This window comes from Thermoanaerobacter wiegelii Rt8.B1, from assembly GCF_000147695.2.
GTDB classification, from domain to species: Bacteria; Bacillota; Thermoanaerobacteria; order Thermoanaerobacterales; family Thermoanaerobacteraceae; genus Thermoanaerobacter; species Thermoanaerobacter ethanolicus.
In genome coordinates this window covers 1,060,374-1,076,903 of the sequence record NC_015958.1, presented here as the reverse complement: position 1 = coordinate 1,076,903, position 16,530 = coordinate 1,060,374, and the positions used below count along the sequence as shown (strand labels likewise).

Sequence of the window (16,530 nt, the reverse complement as noted above, 5' to 3'; positions counted from 1 at the left end):
TATATTATTTATTATCATCCTCCACTTTGTAATTGGCTTCATAAACATTGTCCTGTGTTGTACCTTGTCCAGCACTACCAGTATTTGTAGCTCCTCCCGTTTGTCCTCCCGCTTGTTGGTATATTCTTGTAGAAACTTTGTAGAAGGCTTGTGAAAGTTTCTCAGAAGCATTTTTAATCGCTTCTATATCGCTTCCTTCAAGAGCTTTTCTCACATTTTCTATTTCTCTATTTATTTCATCTTTTTCAGCTTGCGTCATCTTATCTCCAAGGTCTTTCATTGTTTTTTCAGCTTGATAAATGAGAGAATCTGCTTTATTCCTTATTTCGATTTCTTCTTTCTTCTTCCTATCTTGTTCTTCATACTGCTTAGCCTCATTAATCATTCTTTGTATCTCTTCTTCTGACAAATTAGTTGTAGAAGTAATAGTTATATCCTGAGATTTGCCAGTACCTAAGTCTTTTGCAGAAACATGTACAATTCCATTGGCATCTATGTCAAAAGTAACTTCAATTTGAGGTACTCCTCTTGGAGCTGGTGGAATCCCTGACAAAATAAACCTTCCAAGAGTTTTGTTGTCTTTTGCCATAGGCCTTTCGCCTTGTAACACGTGTATTTCAACAGAAGTCTGATTATCCGCCGCAGTAGTAAATATCTGGCTCTTTCTTGTAGGTATTGTAGTATTTCTCTCTATAATCTTAGTAAATACTCCACCTAATGTCTCTATACCCAAGGACAAAGGTGTTACGTCCAGTAAGAGAATATCTTTCACTTCTCCGGCCAATACTGCCGCCTGTATAGCTGCACCTATAGCCACTGCCTCATCTGGGTTAATTCCTTTGTGAGGTTCTTTACCCATTATTCTCTTTACTGTCTCCTGTACCAAAGGCACTCTTGTAGAACCACCAATGAGAATGACTTTATCAATATCAGAAGGTTTTAAACCTGCGTCGCTTAATGCTTGGTTAACAGGACCTACAGTTGATTCTACAAGGTCGGAGATTAGCTCTTCGAATTTTGCTCTTGTAAGATTTACATCTATATGTTTTGGACCTGTAGCATCAGCAGTAATAAATGGCAAGTTTATATTAGTAACCGTTGCAGAAGAAAGCTCTATTTTTGCTTTTTCTGCGGCATCTTTTAGTCTCTGCAATGCCATCCTGTCACTTCTTAAGTCAATTCCATATTCTTTTTTGAAGTTGTCAGCAAGCCAATCTATTATCCTTTGGTCGAAGTCATCCCCACCCAAATGGTTATTGCCACTTGTAGCCAAAACTTCAAATACTCCATCTCCTATTTCCAAAATAGAAACATCAAAAGTACCGCCACCTAAGTCATAAACCATTATCTTTTGATTTCCTTCTTTGTCAAGTCCATATGCCAAAGCAGCAGCTGTCGGCTCATTTATTATTCTCAAAACCTCAAGACCTGCAATCCTACCTGCGTCTTTTGTAGCCTGCCTTTGGCTGTCATTGAAATAAGCAGGAACAGTAATTACCGCCTGTGTAACTTTTTCGCCCAAGTAAGCTTCTGCATCAGCCTTAAGCTTTTGCAAAATCATTGCAGAAATCTCTTGAGGTGTATACTCTTTATCGTCAATTTTTACTTTGTAATCAGTTCCCATGTGTCTTTTTATAGACATTATAGTCCTGTCAGGATTTACAATTGCCTGCCTTTTTGCAACTTGCCCTACTAACCTTTCTCCTTCTTTAGTAAAAGCGACGACTGAAGGCGTAGTACGAGCCCCTTCTGCGTTAGGTATTACTACAGGTTGGCCTCCTTCCATAACAGCAACACAAGAAAATGTAGTTCCTAAGTCAATTCCTATAACTTTCCCCATATTTTTCAACCTCCTTTTTATTTTGCTACTTTAACCAAACTTGGTCTTATTACTTTATCTTTTAGATAATACCCTTTTTGGAAAACTTCAATAATTTCATTTGGTTGCTTTCCTTCTACCTCTTCCTGCATTACAGCATGGTGTTTATAGGGGTCAAAAATCTGCCCCTCTGCTTCAATTTCTTTCACACCAAATTTATCCAATATTTTTTTAAACTGCCTGTAAATTAATTCTATCCCTTCTTTTAGAGAATTATAATCTCCACTGCTTGCCAAAGCTCTTTCAAAATTATCCATAATAGTCAAAAGTTCTAAAATCACTGTTTCTTGCCCGTAATCGATCATCTCAGCTTTTTCTTTTTCTATTCTTTTTCTGTAATTTTCAAATTCTGCTTTCAATCTTTGTGCAATACCTAAATATTCTTGAGCTTCAGCCTCTTTTTGCTGAAGTTTTTGCTTTAATTCCTCTATTTCATCAACCGTTTGTTGCTTATGCTCCTGCTGTGTTTGTTCTTCCTCTTCAGGAGGCCCTTCCATTTGTTCATTTGATTCTAAATTATTTACATCCTTTTCCTCCTCTTTGTTAATTTCTTTTTCCATCTCTTCCACTTATATCACCTCGTTATATTTCATCATTGTATATACTCGACAAAAGATTTGAAAGCTCTTTTGTCATCATATTGATTTCGTTAATCAACCTTCTATAATCCATTCTTGTAGGTCCTATAATTCCTATTGTACCCACCACACGACCGTTAATCTTATAAGTGGTTTTTATTACGCTTAAGTCTTTCATCTCTTCAAACTTGTTTTCGCTTCCTATTCTCACATCTATAAAATCTACTTCAGGCTCTAAAACTTCGTTCAATAACGACTTGTTGTCCAAAAGATTGAAAAAATTTTTTGCTTTGCCTAAATCCTTGTATTCAGGAAAATCTAAAATATGGGAAGTTCCATCCGCATAAATGTCCGTTTCTTGTAACTGCTTCAAGCTCAAAAGTATAGTGTTTATCAATTCGTCGGCTATAAAAGCTACCTCTCCCAACATCTGCCTTAAATCTTTTTGTAAAAACTCAAAAATATCTTTTTCGCTTTTGCCAGCAATTTTGTCATTTAACAAATTGTTTAAAAACTCAAAGATTGTTCTATCTACATTTTGGCATAAATTTAGCAAGTAATTTTTTACAATTCCTGTGTCTGTCACTACTAAAAAGATCATTTTATTAGAAGCAACAGGTATAAGTTGGATTTTCCTTATTCTATCAGGGTTCAACCTTGGCATTTTAGCAACTGTAGTATGGTGAGTTATGTTAGCCAAAATTCTTGCATATTTCTTTACAATTTCATCAAACTCCGCTATTATTTCCTCGCGAGTATTATAGCTAATTGGAGGGTCATTGTTTATATAATTTCGAAGAATGCTGTCTACATAAAATCTATATCCTTTATCTGAAGGTATTCTTCCTGCGGAAGTATGAGGCTGCTCCAAATATCCCATTTCTTCTAAATCCGCCATTTCGTTTCTTATAGTAGCAGAACTTAATCCTATATTGTACTTCTTAGCTATTGTTCTCGACCCTATTGGCTCTGCCGTCATAATATAATCAGTAATAACCGCATATAGTATTTTTTTCTTCCTATCATCTAACGGCATTTTCACCACCCCATGTATTATTAGCACTCTACTCGATTGAGTGCTAATTCATGTTTTTAAAATACCACTCTTATAATTTTTTGTCAATACTCATTTAGGGCAGAAATTCTTCAAAAATGACGTTAGAGACATCAATACCCCTCTCGGTAAGTTTTGCACACTCATTATCAATCTCAATTAGACCTTCATTTAAGTATTTTTGTATTACTTTTTTGTAAAATTCAAACAAACTGATACCAAATCTTTTCTTAAAATCCTTGTCACACACTCCTTTTGTCATTCTCATTCCTAAAAACATAAACTCAGCCATTCTATCTTCTTTTGCCAACTTTATTTTTTCCTTAACTGCACTTTTTCTTTCTAAAATGCTCTTAATATAGTCTTTTATATTTTCAATATTACTATATCTCACATCCTCCATATAAGAATGGGCTCCTGCACCAAATCCCAAATAATTTTTGCATTCCCAGTATAAAATATTGTGGCGACATTCAAATGTGGGCAATGCAAAATTAGATATTTCGTAATGGTGATAACCTTTTTCTTTTAAAAACTCTATACCCCAATGATACATTTTAAGCTCTTCTTCCTCATCAACTATAGGCAACTGACCCTTTTCATAAAGTCTGTAAAAGGAGGTGTTAGGTTCTAAAATCAAGCTATAAGTAGAAACATGCGTCGGCTGTAATTTTACTACTTCTTTTAAAGTTTCTTGCCACTCTTTAAAGGTTTGAGTAGGAAGAGCATACATCAGGTCAATATTTATATTGCCAAAGAACTTTTTCACTAACTCATAATTTTCAAAAAAATCTTCTATTGTATGAATTCTACCTATATATTTTAAAAGCCTATTTTGAAAAGCTTGAAGTCCAATACTTACTCGGTTTATCCCGTTGTCTTTATAAATTTTTAGTTTTTCTTCAGTTATAAGGCCGGGATTCATTTCAATAGTAATTTCGCAACCATCAAGTATTTTATAATTTTTAAATACAGACTTCAATATCTTCTCTATATAAGAAGGAGGCAAAAGGTTAGGGGTACCTCCTCCTATATAAACCGAAACCACATTATAATCTTTTGTAGAATTTGATTCTATTTCCATAAGTAGTGCCCGAATATAGTCGTCAAAAAGATAATCATAGCCTGCATAAGAATTAAAATCACAATAATAGCATTTTCTTTTACAAAAAGGAATGTGAATGTATAATCCTATCTCCCTCATTTTTCATCATCTAGCTTCAATATTGACATAAAAGCCTCTTGAGGTATTTCAACACTTCCCACCTGTCTCATGCGCTTTTTACCTTCTTTTTGCTTCTCCAAAAGTTTTTTCTTACGAGTTACGTCTCCTCCATAACACTTGGCAAGAACGTTTTTTCTCAAAGCTTTTACAGTCTCTCTTGCAATAATCTTAGAGCCTATTGCAGCCTGGATTGGAATCTCAAAAAGATGCCTTGGAATATTTTCTTTTAACTTTTCTACAATTTTTCTCGCTTTTTCATAGGCTTTATCTTTATGAACTATCATGGATAAAGCATCTACCAATTCGCCATTTATTAAAATATCAAGCTTTACCAAATTAGATTCTTTATACCCTTTAAGCTCATAGTCGAAAGAGGCGTAACCCCTTGTTCGTGATTTTAAAGCATCAAAAAAGTCATATATTATCTCATTTAAAGGCATTTCATATTTTAAAAGTACGCGAGTTTGTTCTAAATATTCCATTCCTAAATATGCTCCCCGTCTATCCTGGCAAAGCTCCATAACTGCCCCTACATATTCAGTAGGCACCATAATAGTAGCTTCCACAATTGGCTCTTCAATATGATCTATTTGCGTAGGAGGCGGCATTTTTGTGGGATTGTCCAAATCCAATACCTCTCCATTAGTTTTGTAAACTTTGTAAATTACACTTGGTGCAGTAGTGACAAGATTTAAGTTGTACTCTCTTTCCAACCTTTCTTGAACTATTTCCATGTGCAAAAGTCCCAAAAAGCCACACCTAAATCCAAAACCTAAGGCAGCAGAGGTGTCAGGTTCAAATACAAGTGACGCATCATTTAGCTGAAGTTTTTCTAAAGCTTCTTTTAAATTTTCATAATCTTGTCCATCCGCAGGATAAATTCCACAAAAGACCATTGGCACTACTTCTTTATAGCCAGGAAGTGGAGAATCGGCTGGATTATCTGCATCTGTTATTGTATCTCCTACGCGAGTGTCTTTTACATTTTTTATGCTGGCAGCAATATATCCAACTTCACCTGCTTTAAGCTCTTCTACTGGATAAAGGTTAGGTCTAAACATACCCACTTCTGTAACTTCAAAAACTTTGCCAGTAGAAAACATTTTTATTCTCATTCCTGGTTTAACAATTCCATCTACTACCCTTACAAAGCTTATTGCACCTTTGTAGTTATCATAAAAAGAGTCAAAAATTAGCGCTTTTAAAGGCTTATTTTCATCTCCTTTTGGAGGGGGAATTCTATTTACAATGGCTTCTAAAACTTCTTCTATACCTATGCCTTCTTTAGCAGAGGTAAGCAAAGCATCTTCTGCGTCAATCCCAATCACGTCTTCAATTTCTTTTTTTACAAGTTCAGGATTTGCTGAAGGAAGGTCTATTTTATTTATCACAGGTACTATCTCTAAATCATGTTCTAAAGCCATATACACATTAGCAAGGGTTTGCGCCTCAATCCCTTGTGTAGCATCTACTACAAGGAGGGCCCCTTCACAAGCTGCAATACTTCGGGATACCTCGTAAGTAAAATCTACATGTCCAGGGGTATCAATGAGATTAAGCTCATATTCATTTCCATCTTTAGCTTTATAAATCATTCTTACAGGCTTTAACTTTATAGTAATTCCTCTCTCCCTTTCTAATTCTAAATTATCTAAAATTTGCTTATCTGTTTCCCTTTCAGAAAGAAAACCTGTTTTCTCAATAAGTCTATCTGCAAGAGTAGATTTACCATGGTCTATGTGAGCAATAATGCAAAAATTTCTAATATACTGCATCCTCTCTGACATTTTGTACCTCCTCAAAAATTAAAGACTTAGACCTCATTTCCAAAATCGCCCTTTAAAGTATTGGCTTAACCCTCCTATGTCAATAACTGACTCCTTACCAAAAATTTTAACGATCACCTTTTCGCTATTTGAATATACACCAAATATATTTACTTTCCTTACTCCAGTAGTAATTTCATTAAAGGAAGAATCAGCTATTACAAGTCCTACTACCATAATAACAATGTACAATAAAAGAGCAAAGATTACAAGTCTCTTTCTTTGAATCTGTTTCTTTCTCTCTCTTGTCCTTGTAAGCCTCATCTTTTATCTTCCCTTCAAGGTATCGTAAATCTTGTATATTTCTTCAATCATTTTATTGCAACTATATTTTCCCACACTTTCTTTTCCTCTTAAGCTTATATTTTTTCTCAATTCCTCATCTTTCAAAAATTTCTCTATAGCTTTTGCCAACTCTTCAGGACTTTCTTTTTCTACCAAAATTCCTTCAACGCCATCTTGTATAATTTCTGGAATACCTCCTACTTTTGTAGCTACGACAGGGACTCCTTCACTTAAAGCTTCAATTACAGAAATTCCAAATCCTTCTTCATGTGAGGGAAGCACAAATACATTGAGATTTCTCAAGAAAGAAGGGATGTCATTTCTATACCCCAATAAAAAGAATCTGTCCTTTAAATTTAAACTATCAATCATTTTTTGTAATTCTTCTCTAAAAGGGCCATCTCCTGCTACAAAAAAGTAGGCATTTACATTTTTTAAAATTGAAGCCGCTTTTATTAAATCTTGAACACCTTTAGCAGGTATAAGCCTTGCTACACTTCCTACAATAAAAGAATCTTGTGGCAAATTGAATTCTTCTTTTAAATTAAGAGTTGTTTCCTCGTAGAAAGAGATATCAATACAATTATACACCACTTTTATTTTATTTTCTTTTACATTTTGATTTAGAACTAAATCATCTTTTAATGCTTGAGAGACAGCAATAAACTGATGGGTTTTTTTGTCTAGAATTTTTGTCAAACTTAATAGAAGTTTCTTTTTGTAAAAACTCATATTATTGTAATTTGCAAAGTTGTGGACTGTCACTACTGTTTTTACAGGCATAGCAAAACATGCGACTCTTCCTACCAATGAAGCTTTTGCCCCATGCATGTGAACAATGTCTGGCTTAAACTCATTTACTACCTTTCGTATAAACTTAATTGTCCTGTAATCTTTTTTTAAACTAATTCCGTCCCCAATGTCAATGTCATATACTGCAATCCCTAATTTTTTGAGATATTCTTGAGTTTTTTTGTCAAAAGAGCACAAAACAGCAATTTCATACTTATCTTTGTCTAACAATCTAACCAGTGATAATAAATGCTTTTTCATTCCTCCTTCTGATTTTCTTACAATTTGCAATACCTTCATTTTTCCCATAAAACCACCTTTTAAGACATTTCATCAATAACAAAATGTATTAACATAGGTCCTACAAACACCATCATTGTAGCTGCCGCTACAATTCCTGAATCGTTAAAAATTAGAGCAAGAATGCTTCCTATAATCGTCGCAACAAAGCATATTCGAATGTAGGTGTGTTTTTTGAAAATTTCACTCAACACTCCAACAGGTTTGAAGAAAAGAATTAGTAAAACAACTATAAGTGTCAACAATACTCTCGACCATATAGAATATTTTATGAGCTTATAATTCATTAAAAGCTTTCTTTCAAAAATTTGTAATAAAGATTTTATACCGTGACTTTTTACTAAAGCAAAAGTTTGTCCTATGTGAGTTTGTTGTGAAACTGGCCTTAAAGAATCCAAGTAAAACAAGCCCAAAAGCATTAAAACTATCCCGGCACCAATATATATTAAATTTTTTATGTTAATTTTTTTCCAGACAAAAGCAGCAGCGAAACAGCAAAAGCTCCAAAGGCTGTTATCGATCCTCCAACATTTGTACCTATACTTGGAGCTGCAATAAAGTAGAATACCAGTGCGTATATTATTGTAGTTATAGCTAAAAGCAGCTTTTTATTCGAAAAAATTTCAAAAGCCATTGTAGTAAAACATAAGACGGCTCCAATCAATACCCCCATATACTCGTTTCCTATGCCATAAAAACGGGCACCTCCGATGACGTCATAGCTTAAAAAAGAATTTTTTAGCAAATATTGCCCTGTCACAAGGTCAATTAGCAAAACAAGGGAAGTAACTAAACCTATTATAGCATAGAAATAATAACCATAAGGGTTAATTTCATGAATCGCTATAATCGCCACTGCTGTCAAAAATAATATTCCCACGATGCTATTTGATAGGCTAGTATAATTAAACAAAGGTAATAGCAAAAAAGTCAAAGGAATAGTAGAAACAAAAAACAATAGAGGTTTTAAATAGACCGCATACTTTTTCAAAAGCAGCAAAACTAATAGGGCAAAAATTAAAATTATTATCTCTAAAACCACATAAGTTTTTAAGAAAATAGGCCTATAAGTGTAATTAAAAACTAGTTTATGACTCTCAGCTAATAATTTGTCTACATTTCCTTTGTAACCAGAATTATAAAGGGGATGTCCCGTCAAAAAAGTTGGTATAGGAATATCAAAATACTGTAAAATTGTTGGCATTAAATCTGTATTTGTGACAATCCCCTCTCTTTTTGTTGTATCTGAAGTAACATAGCCTTTAGTAAAGCCTGGTCCAAAAAGTATTATGGGGGTTAAATAACTCTTTTGCCCCATATCTTTAGATGGAGGAAGTGGAGTTAAGACAATGTATAAGGTGTTGGGATTGCCTTCTCTTATGACTTTGCCAATAAATTCATCTGCTTCGTATAAAGCCCTTTTTTTATTTCTCTCATTAATTTTATCCATCGCATATTTATAGTAATCATTCGCTCTTATCGTATCTCCCAATTGAAAAATAGTTAAGTCAGGTTTTTCTTTCATCTCTGTATATTTTTGATAAAGCAAATTATAATCTGTCATAATGCCAAAAGGGCTTAAAGGGTCTCTTTTTAAAATATTATCACTCACATCGCCAAAATCTACAATTCCTTTTTCATCCATTACTATAAGAGGCGCATATCTTCTTTGTTCTACATCAGTATCTTCATTGCCAAACACAGCAACAGTTTTTCCATTTTGTTTTAAAAGAGCACCTAATAAGCCAGGTACTACAATGTGATTTCGAGTTAGGTTATTTCTCTCTATTTGCGCAAAATCTAAATTTACTATATTAAACACTTGTGGCTTAATACCTGTATTTCTTTTGAAAATTATAGAGGCTTGTTCTCCATTTACTATTTCAGAAGCGTTAAAATTAAGGGAAGCTTTTTCAGAACCTACAGCTCTTGTCCCACAACCAATTGTCATATACACGTTTTCAGGGGTCCTGCCTCCATCAGAATTTACCGTCATAAGTCCATATGTACCATTTTCCATGAGGTATTTTATATTAGGAAGGTCATTTGCAACATAGTCATTTAAATTAACCCTGTCTACAATAAAAATAACTATTTTTCTATCTTTTATATTATTTACTTGTCCATAAGAAGCAGTGCTAAAGAGGATTAAAAGCGCCAAGGCCAATCCCATTATCCTTGCTGCAAATTTCATAAAAAACCTCCTAAATCTTTGATAATTACAGTAATTTATTTTAACCTTTTTTAAATTAATATCAACATTTATCGCTATAAAATAAAAAGCAGTCTTCACTGCCCAAAATCTTGTTGCTGCTTTATCACTTCACTAATGGCTTTAGCCAGATACTTTGTAGTTGCAATTGCCTCCTCTAAAGTATTATAGTTACTTCCTAATTCTATCAGTATCGACTTTTCAAGAAGATGCTGATTATATTCACTGTAGGGCTTTACCTGTACTCCTAAAGATAGGCCGGGATAAAGTTCATTTAATTTATCACTTATTCTTTTGGCAAATTCGTAATTTCTTCTCCAATCTTCTTTCATTTCCGGTGTCCTTCTTGAACCTATTATGAAAGAAACTTTTGCTACTTTTTCCCCGTTTATTTCCATCACATATTTTTTTCTAAAATCTTGGTTTGGCAAATTGCTCAAAACAGGAATAGTTTCTACCCCTGGTTTCATAACAGCACCATAGCCATCTCTATGCAAGTCAATTGCAGCCTTAATAGAAGGATACTCTTTTAAAATTTTACTGACCGTTGCAAAAGAGTTTACATAGGATTTGTCATAGTTGTAATCATTGATAGTTTTATCGTGCAATACAGGAATTCCTTCTTTTCTAAGATATTCCGTAAGATAATCTGCTACTTTTGCAACAGTATAATTTAAATCATCTGTCCTATCATAGCCGTACCTTGCTATGTATTTGTTCTTTTCTGTAGCAGCATAAGCTTCCATAGTATGAGTGTGATATATCAAAAGATAGGGTTTACTATTATCTATATTTTTCGAAACCGGTTTTTCTTCCTCTCCTTGTGTCTGCGGTGTGTTTTTGTCACTTTGTGCATTAGTATCAGACAAATTCACATTGTTATTAGAAGGAGGATTTGTTTGTGCATCATTATTCTGTATATTATTAGCACTTACTTTTTCCAAATCTATCTGTGCTAAAATTGGAAGTTGAAATTTCAATATATTAATAGGGTCTTTAACTTTAGCATTTAACAAAGAGGAAAAGGTTAAATCCTTTCCTGTATACCCTTGAGAAGTAAATGCTACTTCTATTATCGGCAGGGCATAATTTATTGAAGTTACAAATAAACTGTCTAATTTATCATACTCCTCTGAAAAAGAATCACCAATTATTTGTCTATATTCACCCTTATAAGGTTGTGTCATCCAATTATAAAGAAAAACGTTTATCAATAACAAAATTAGAAACATTATTCTGCTTATCTTTGAAAAACTATAATACCTGTACAAAAAGAAGCACCTCTCTTTGGTTTTTATATTTTATAAATATTCCATCAAGAGGTGCTTTAGTACTTTATGTTTAATGAAGCAATTGATTCATTTCCTTTTCCGTAAGCCCAGGTTGTAGTGCAAGATTTATCCCTCTGGAAATAATTGAAGATATATTTTTTACCAATAAATCTATTTCTTTAGGAGTGACTACAAGATTATGTACATAAGGTGTTAAAACTTCTTGAATGAGACTGTATTTCTCTTGTTGACTCATATTCTTAAGTACTTCATAAAAAGGGCTTTCTTCTTTGGTCTGTTTTAGTAACTCTTCTGTTAAATATTCGATGGTGTCGTTAGCAATTGTGACCGCATCTACTACTGTAGGAACTCCTATGGCTATTACAGGTATCCCTAAGCTTTGCTCAGTAATGGAAAGCCTTCTATTACCTATTCCAGACCCTGGACTTATACCTGTATTTGAAATTTGAATAGTAGTAGACAACCTCTCTAATCTTCTCGAAGCCAAAGCGTCAATTGTAATTATTAAGTCAGGTTTTATTCTGTCAACTACGCCTTTTAAAATTTCAGCTGTTTCTATCCCGGTTATGCCTAAAACTCCGGGAGAAATTGCGCTGACAGACCGAATTTCATCACCAAACTGTTGAGGTGCATATTCCTTTAAATGCCTTGTCACCACAATGTTAGACACCACCCGTGGCCCTAAAGCATCAGGGGTGACATTCCAATTACCTAACCCTACTACTAAAACTTGTGTATTTTCCGTCAAATTAGCTATTTCTTTAATTATATCTGCTAAAACTTTCGCAACTTCTTCCTCTAAATCCAAGTCCCTTTCAATGAGGCCGGGGGCTTCAATAGTTATATAGTCCCCCACTGGCTTCCCCATTGCTTTTTCTCCTTCTTCATTTAAAATTTTGACCTTTGTCACTTTTATACCCTCTAAGTGTTTTTCCTCCACACTCACCCCTGGAATCTCTCTTCCTTTGTATAATTCTCTCGCTTCTACTGCAAGGTCTGTTCTTATACTGTACATCTACATCACCTCAACTCTGTCGGTACAAAGGCGTCAACCAATCCTATCACAAAAGCAGCAATCAACGAACCAACTATTGTTGCGTGAATGGTAGGAACAATAAACTGAGAAACGTATATCACTACCGCCGCAACAATAAATCCTACAAAGCCACGGCTTCTTGGTGAAATATCTTTCCCTAATATTAATTCTACAATATAGCCTAACAAAGCTATTACCACCGCTGAAATAAGAGCTCCCCAAAATCCTGCGACGCTAAACCCTGGAACAAAATATCCTACCACTAACAGCACAATAGCTGACACAATAAAGCGAATAACTGTTTGTAACATTAAATCACCTCCTTTAATTATGATGAACAAATTGACAAATTTTATACCTCTGTGGTAAAGTAAAAAGTGTATTAATCCTTGAAAAACTATTTCTTTCGTGGTAAAATTAAATTCGATTGAGGAGGTGAAGCTTTTGGCAAACACAAAATCTGCAAAGAAGAGGATTTCTGTTATCGCAAAAAGGACTTTACGCAATAAAATGATAAAATCAAGAGTTAAAACATTTATTAAAAAGTTTAACGAAAGTTTAGCTACAGGAGATATAGAAACAATAAAAGAAAAATTAAGACTTGCTGTCAAAGAATTGGACAAAGCTGCCACAAAAGGAGTTCTCCACAAAAACACAGTGGCAAGAAAAAAGTCCAGACTTTATGCAAAATTTAACAATCTTTTAAAATCAGCAGCAAGTAATGAATAAAGCGTACCTTAAAAGTACGCTTTTTATCATTTGCACAATTTTTTTACAAGCCCCTCCAATGCCAAACTACTATCTGCTCCTGATTTCAATGCAATATCACATTTCAAACACTCGTTATAAGCTCTTTCCAACTCTTCTTTTTTAAAAAGTCTACTCTGTCTCATTAACTCTTCTACTGCAAAGTATGGTACTCCTAAAGAAGATGCAATAGTCTTTTTATCGCCAAATTTACCTTCAAAGCTTTTTATCTTAGTAATCAACCTCATTTGTCTTACAATCATCGACAATATAATAAGGGGTACTTCTCCTTTTTCTAAAAGGGTGTGTAAAACTTTATAAGCCTCTTTTTCTTTTTTCATTCCTATAGCATTGACAAGATTAAAAATGTTTTGTTGCAGGTTTATAGTAAGAACCTCTTTCATCTTTTCCATTTCTATTTCTTCACTGTCAGAATAGGAAACTAATTTATGTATTTCATTTACAATTGCGTATAAATCCGTTCCAACGCTCTTCACAATATATTCCACATCAGATTTTTTTACTTTTTTGCCACTCTTTTTTAAAAAATAGCCGGCGTAATTTACTGCCTCTTCAAAAGAAAGTCTTTGAAAATAAACTATTTTACCTATTTTTTCAATAAACTTATAAAGCTTTTTCCTTAAATCTATTTTTTCTCCTCCTATAATTACTAATACAATGCTGCTTTGAGGAGAAGTAACTTTTTCTTCTAGATAGTTCGTAAGTCTTTTTAACTCTTTATCCCCTAGCTTAGAAAGCTGTTCCTCTTCATTTTTTACTACTACTAATTTGTAATCAGAAAATAAAGGTAATGTCTCACAATTTTCGATAATAGCTTCCATACATTCTTCTGGACTATCTTTTTCAATAACCACATAGTTCATATCCATAGTCTCAGGCATTAATATTTTTGCTTTTATCCTTTTTAAAGCATCTAACAATAAAAACCTCTCTTCTCCATAAAAAAGATATACATTGTCAATCTTATCTTTTTTTAAACTCTCCACTAACTCTTTATAATTCATTATTTCACTCCTTGAGAAAAGTAGTTATATAAGCCTTTTCTCCATTTGTTTTTACGATAATTGCTCCATTTTTATCCGTCCTATATACCTTCGCCTTCTCTTGAAGATATTTTAGCACTCTCTCATCAGGTAGTCCATAACTGTTTTTACCTACTTGGACAATACATACTTTCGGATTGGCTTTTTCAATGAATTCTTGTGTAGAAGAAGTATTTGACCCGTGGTGAGCCACCTTCAAAATATCAGTCTTTATGTCTAAATTTTTCAAAACCTCTTCTGCAGGCTTTTCTATATCACCTGTAAATAAAAATTCCATCTTCTTGTACTTCATCTTAAAAACAAGTGCATTGTTATTTATAGGATTTTCCTCTATTAAATTTTGAGGGTCAGGGTGTAAAACGTATATTTCAATATTATCTATTTCAACCTTATCTCCTTTTTTCAGAAAAATAACAGGGATGTTTTTCTCTTTTGCAACCTTAATCATCTTTTTAAAATTCTCATCAGTAACTTTTTGGACTCCAATAAAAACTTTATCTACCTTTATCTGCTGCAAAACAGTAATTATTCCACCGATATGGTCAATATCTGTATGAGATATAAATACTCCATCAAGCTTCATAACACCTTTGTAATACAAAAATGGAAGTACTAGATCTTCTCCCACATCAAAAGAAGAAGTCGCAAATAAAGGTTTGCCTCCTCCATCTATTAAAAAAGTTTTGCCGTGGGGTGTCCTGACAAACGTGCTGTCCCCTTGTCCTACATCCAGGAAAGTCACTTCTAAATCTTTAGGCAATAGATAATTATAAAAGAAAATTGCTATAACAAAAGTCAAGGCGATTGCAATAGAAATCTTTTTAGTTTTTTTATCAAAACTGCTAAGTAGGACTGTTAAAATTCCATAATACAAAACAATCACATACAAAGGCGGAACAATAGTATTTATACTGGCATAAGGAAAGCTATTGAACAATTTCGTTATGTACAAAATAGCTTCTACTACAGGTATATTTATATAATTTATAAAATAGGACAAGGGAGGAAAAATCAGCCCTATCATAGCCGATAAAAATCCCAAAACAACTGCTATATTCGCCAATGGCACTATTACAATGTTGGACAAAAGCGAAATTATGGATATATAATGATAATAATACATGGTAAAGGGGATTGTGCCAATTTGAGCAGAAAGAGTTAAAGCGACTAAATCTTGTATTTTGGGATTTAGCATTGATAGTTTTTCTCGTATCGGCTTATAGAAATACAAAATGGCTAAAGTGGCAACAAATGAAAGTTGAAAACCTACATCCCACAGCATCAAAGGGTTAAATATTAATATCACAAAAGCCGCAAAAGACAAAGAATTTATAGAATTATGTTTTTTGCCATAAGTAGTGCCAATTAAAGCGATAGAAGCCATAAGAGCTGCCCTTATAACTGGCGGATTTGCTCCTGTTAAAATTGCATAGAAGGTCAATACAATTATAATGATAGGAACTTTGTACCTTCTAATGTTAAAAAGACTTAACATATAAAGTATAAAACCTGTTATAATTGCTACGTGCATTCCTGATACGGAAATAATATGTGAAATACCTGCTGTCCTAAATTGTCCCAAAGTCTCATCGTCAACAAGTTTATCTCCTAAAAAAATCGATATAACAAACTTAGCATCTCTTTCGGGCATTGAATTTATATAATTAACTTCTGTTTTTTGCTTTGCAGCATATATAACCTTCTCAATAAAATTTAAATTGCCTTTGCCCACAATGTCAACGGCATACCCCTGCACTCTCATGACTGCATAAATTCCTTTTTTCTTTAAAAAGAGCTTGTAGTCAAAGCCTCCTGGATTTGTAGCTTTTTGGGGAATTGAAATTATCCCTCTTATACTTACAATATCTCCCTCTGAAGGATATTTGCCCCTATATTGAGTAACCAATACTTTAGGTAATTTAGGCGGTTTAACTATGTATTTAGCATATCCCTCATATTCTTTTACCTCGTACACCTTGCCATTTATAGTTATAAATTTATCTTCAAACTTTAGATAAGGATTGGGAGAATTAAAAGCATTGCCACTTAAAATTGCACCTACAAAAATAAAAGAAATTAAAAGAAGTAAACTGACATTTTTATTTTTCAAATACCGCCACAAAGAAATAGCCGCTGAAATTGCTAATAAAAGCAAAAAAGCAAAAGGATGAAAAACATATCTTCCAATTATTATTCCTAAAGAAAGAGCTACAGTAAGATATAAAAATGGAAATTCCATT

General features: G+C 33.5%; 13 protein-coding genes and 1 pseudogene. 1 reads left to right on the top strand and 13 read right to left on the bottom strand.

What is annotated here, in order from left to right; all coding sequences use genetic code 11:
- Positions 1 to 4: 4 nt before the first annotated feature.
- The 11 genes and pseudogenes from dnaK to THEWI_RS05120 all read right to left on the bottom strand — a co-directional run bounded on the left by dnaK (position 5) and on the right by THEWI_RS05120 (position 12,790).
- Positions 5 to 1,840: a molecular chaperone DnaK gene (gene dnaK / locus THEWI_RS05170; RefSeq protein ID WP_006570548.1), complete on the bottom strand. Its 1,836-nt coding sequence runs from the start codon at positions 1,838 to 1,840 to the stop codon at positions 5 to 7.
- A 17-nt stretch (positions 1,841 to 1,857) separates the two neighbouring features.
- A complete protein-coding gene (gene grpE, locus THEWI_RS05165) occupies positions 1,858 to 2,439 on the bottom strand; it encodes a nucleotide exchange factor GrpE (RefSeq protein ID WP_208854410.1) in 582 nt (193 codons plus the stop codon).
- A 22-nt stretch (positions 2,440 to 2,461) separates the two neighbouring features.
- On the bottom strand, positions 2,462 to 3,493 hold the full coding sequence (gene hrcA / locus THEWI_RS05160; protein WP_014062689.1) for a heat-inducible transcriptional repressor HrcA: 1,032 nt from the start codon (positions 3,491 to 3,493) through the stop codon (positions 2,462 to 2,464).
- 94 nt (positions 3,494 to 3,587) lie between these two features.
- A complete protein-coding gene (hemW, locus tag THEWI_RS05155) occupies positions 3,588 to 4,715 on the bottom strand; it encodes a radical SAM family heme chaperone HemW (protein WP_014062688.1) in 1,128 nt (375 codons plus the stop codon).
- Positions 4,712 to 6,523 (bottom strand): translation elongation factor 4, encoded by a 1,812-nt coding sequence (gene lepA / locus THEWI_RS05150; protein WP_003869522.1) that lies wholly within the window; start codon positions 6,521 to 6,523, stop codon positions 4,712 to 4,714. The genes hemW and lepA overlap by 4 nt, the downstream gene beginning before the upstream one ends.
- Before the next feature lie 33 nt (positions 6,524 to 6,556).
- On the bottom strand, positions 6,557 to 6,826 hold the full coding sequence (locus THEWI_RS05145; RefSeq protein WP_003868082.1) for a hypothetical protein: 270 nt from the start codon (positions 6,824 to 6,826) through the stop codon (positions 6,557 to 6,559).
- Positions 6,827 to 6,829: 3 nt separating this feature from the next.
- Positions 6,830 to 7,948, bottom strand: coding sequence for a glycosyltransferase family 4 protein (locus THEWI_RS05140; RefSeq protein ID WP_014062687.1), 1,119 nt, complete (start codon positions 7,946 to 7,948; stop codon positions 6,830 to 6,832).
- Positions 7,949 to 7,959: 11 nt separating this feature from the next.
- Positions 7,960 to 10,133 (bottom strand): annotated as a pseudogene (locus tag THEWI_RS05135) (hypothetical protein).
- 95 nt (positions 10,134 to 10,228) lie between these two features.
- Positions 10,229 to 11,422 carry a stage II sporulation protein P gene (spoIIP, locus tag THEWI_RS05130; protein WP_014062685.1) on the bottom strand — a complete coding sequence of 398 codons (1,194 nt, stop codon included), beginning with the start codon at positions 11,420 to 11,422 and terminating at the stop codon, positions 10,229 to 10,231.
- Positions 11,423 to 11,492: 70 nt separating this feature from the next.
- Positions 11,493 to 12,458, bottom strand: a complete 966-nt coding sequence (gene gpr / locus THEWI_RS05125) for a GPR endopeptidase (RefSeq protein ID WP_003869526.1) — start codon at positions 12,456 to 12,458, stop codon at positions 11,493 to 11,495.
- A gap of 5 nt (positions 12,459 to 12,463) precedes the next feature.
- Positions 12,464 to 12,790 (bottom strand): phage holin family protein, encoded by a 327-nt coding sequence (locus THEWI_RS05120; protein WP_014062684.1) that lies wholly within the window; start codon positions 12,788 to 12,790, stop codon positions 12,464 to 12,466.
- A 133-nt stretch (positions 12,791 to 12,923) separates the two neighbouring features.
- Between THEWI_RS05120 and rpsT the strand changes: the two genes are divergently transcribed.
- Positions 12,924 to 13,208: a 30S ribosomal protein S20 gene (gene rpsT, locus THEWI_RS05115; protein WP_003869528.1), complete on the top strand. Its 285-nt coding sequence runs from the start codon at positions 12,924 to 12,926 to the stop codon at positions 13,206 to 13,208.
- A gap of 26 nt (positions 13,209 to 13,234) precedes the next feature.
- Here the strand turns inward: rpsT and holA are convergent, their stop codons facing one another.
- Both holA and THEWI_RS05105 read right to left on the bottom strand, forming a co-directional pair.
- Positions 13,235 to 14,251 carry a DNA polymerase III subunit delta gene (holA, locus tag THEWI_RS05110; protein WP_014062683.1) on the bottom strand — a complete coding sequence of 339 codons (1,017 nt, stop codon included), beginning with the start codon at positions 14,249 to 14,251 and terminating at the stop codon, positions 13,235 to 13,237.
- A 4-nt stretch (positions 14,252 to 14,255) separates the two neighbouring features.
- Positions 14,256 to 16,529, bottom strand: coding sequence for a DNA internalization-related competence protein ComEC/Rec2 (locus THEWI_RS05105; RefSeq protein WP_014062682.1), 2,274 nt, complete (start codon positions 16,527 to 16,529; stop codon positions 14,256 to 14,258).
- Position 16,530 lies beyond the last annotated feature (1 nt).

Bases quoted from the DNA above. Each gene is read 5' to 3' on its own strand.
- hrcA (WP_014062689.1), bottom strand. From the start codon at position 3,493: ATGCCGTTAGATGATAGGAAGAAAAAAATACTATATGCGGTTATTACT.
- THEWI_RS05120 (WP_014062684.1), bottom strand. From the start codon at position 12,790: ATGTTACAAACAGTTATTCGCTTTATTGTGTCAGCTATTGTGCTGTTA.
- gpr (WP_003869526.1), bottom strand. From the start codon at position 12,458: ATGTACAGTATAAGAACAGACCTTGCAGTAGAAGCGAGAGAATTATAC.
- THEWI_RS05140 (WP_014062687.1), bottom strand. From the start codon at position 7,948: ATGGGAAAAATGAAGGTATTGCAAATTGTAAGAAAATCAGAAGGAGGA.
- grpE (WP_208854410.1), bottom strand. From the start codon at position 2,439: ATGGAAAAAGAAATTAACAAAGAGGAGGAAAAGGATGTAAATAATTTA.
- THEWI_RS05145 (WP_003868082.1), bottom strand. From the start codon at position 6,826: ATGAGGCTTACAAGGACAAGAGAGAGAAAGAAACAGATTCAAAGAAAG.
- lepA (WP_003869522.1), bottom strand. From the start codon at position 6,523: ATGTCAGAGAGGATGCAGTATATTAGAAATTTTTGCATTATTGCTCAC.
- hemW (WP_014062688.1), bottom strand. From the start codon at position 4,715: ATGAGGGAGATAGGATTATACATTCACATTCCTTTTTGTAAAAGAAAA.
- holA (WP_014062683.1), bottom strand. From the start codon at position 14,251: ATGAATTATAAAGAGTTAGTGGAGAGTTTAAAAAAAGATAAGATTGAC.
- dnaK (WP_006570548.1), bottom strand. From the start codon at position 1,840: ATGGGGAAAGTTATAGGAATTGACTTAGGAACTACATTTTCTTGTGTT.
- THEWI_RS05105 (WP_014062682.1), bottom strand. From the start codon at position 16,529: ATGGAATTTCCATTTTTATATCTTACTGTAGCTCTTTCTTTAGGAATA.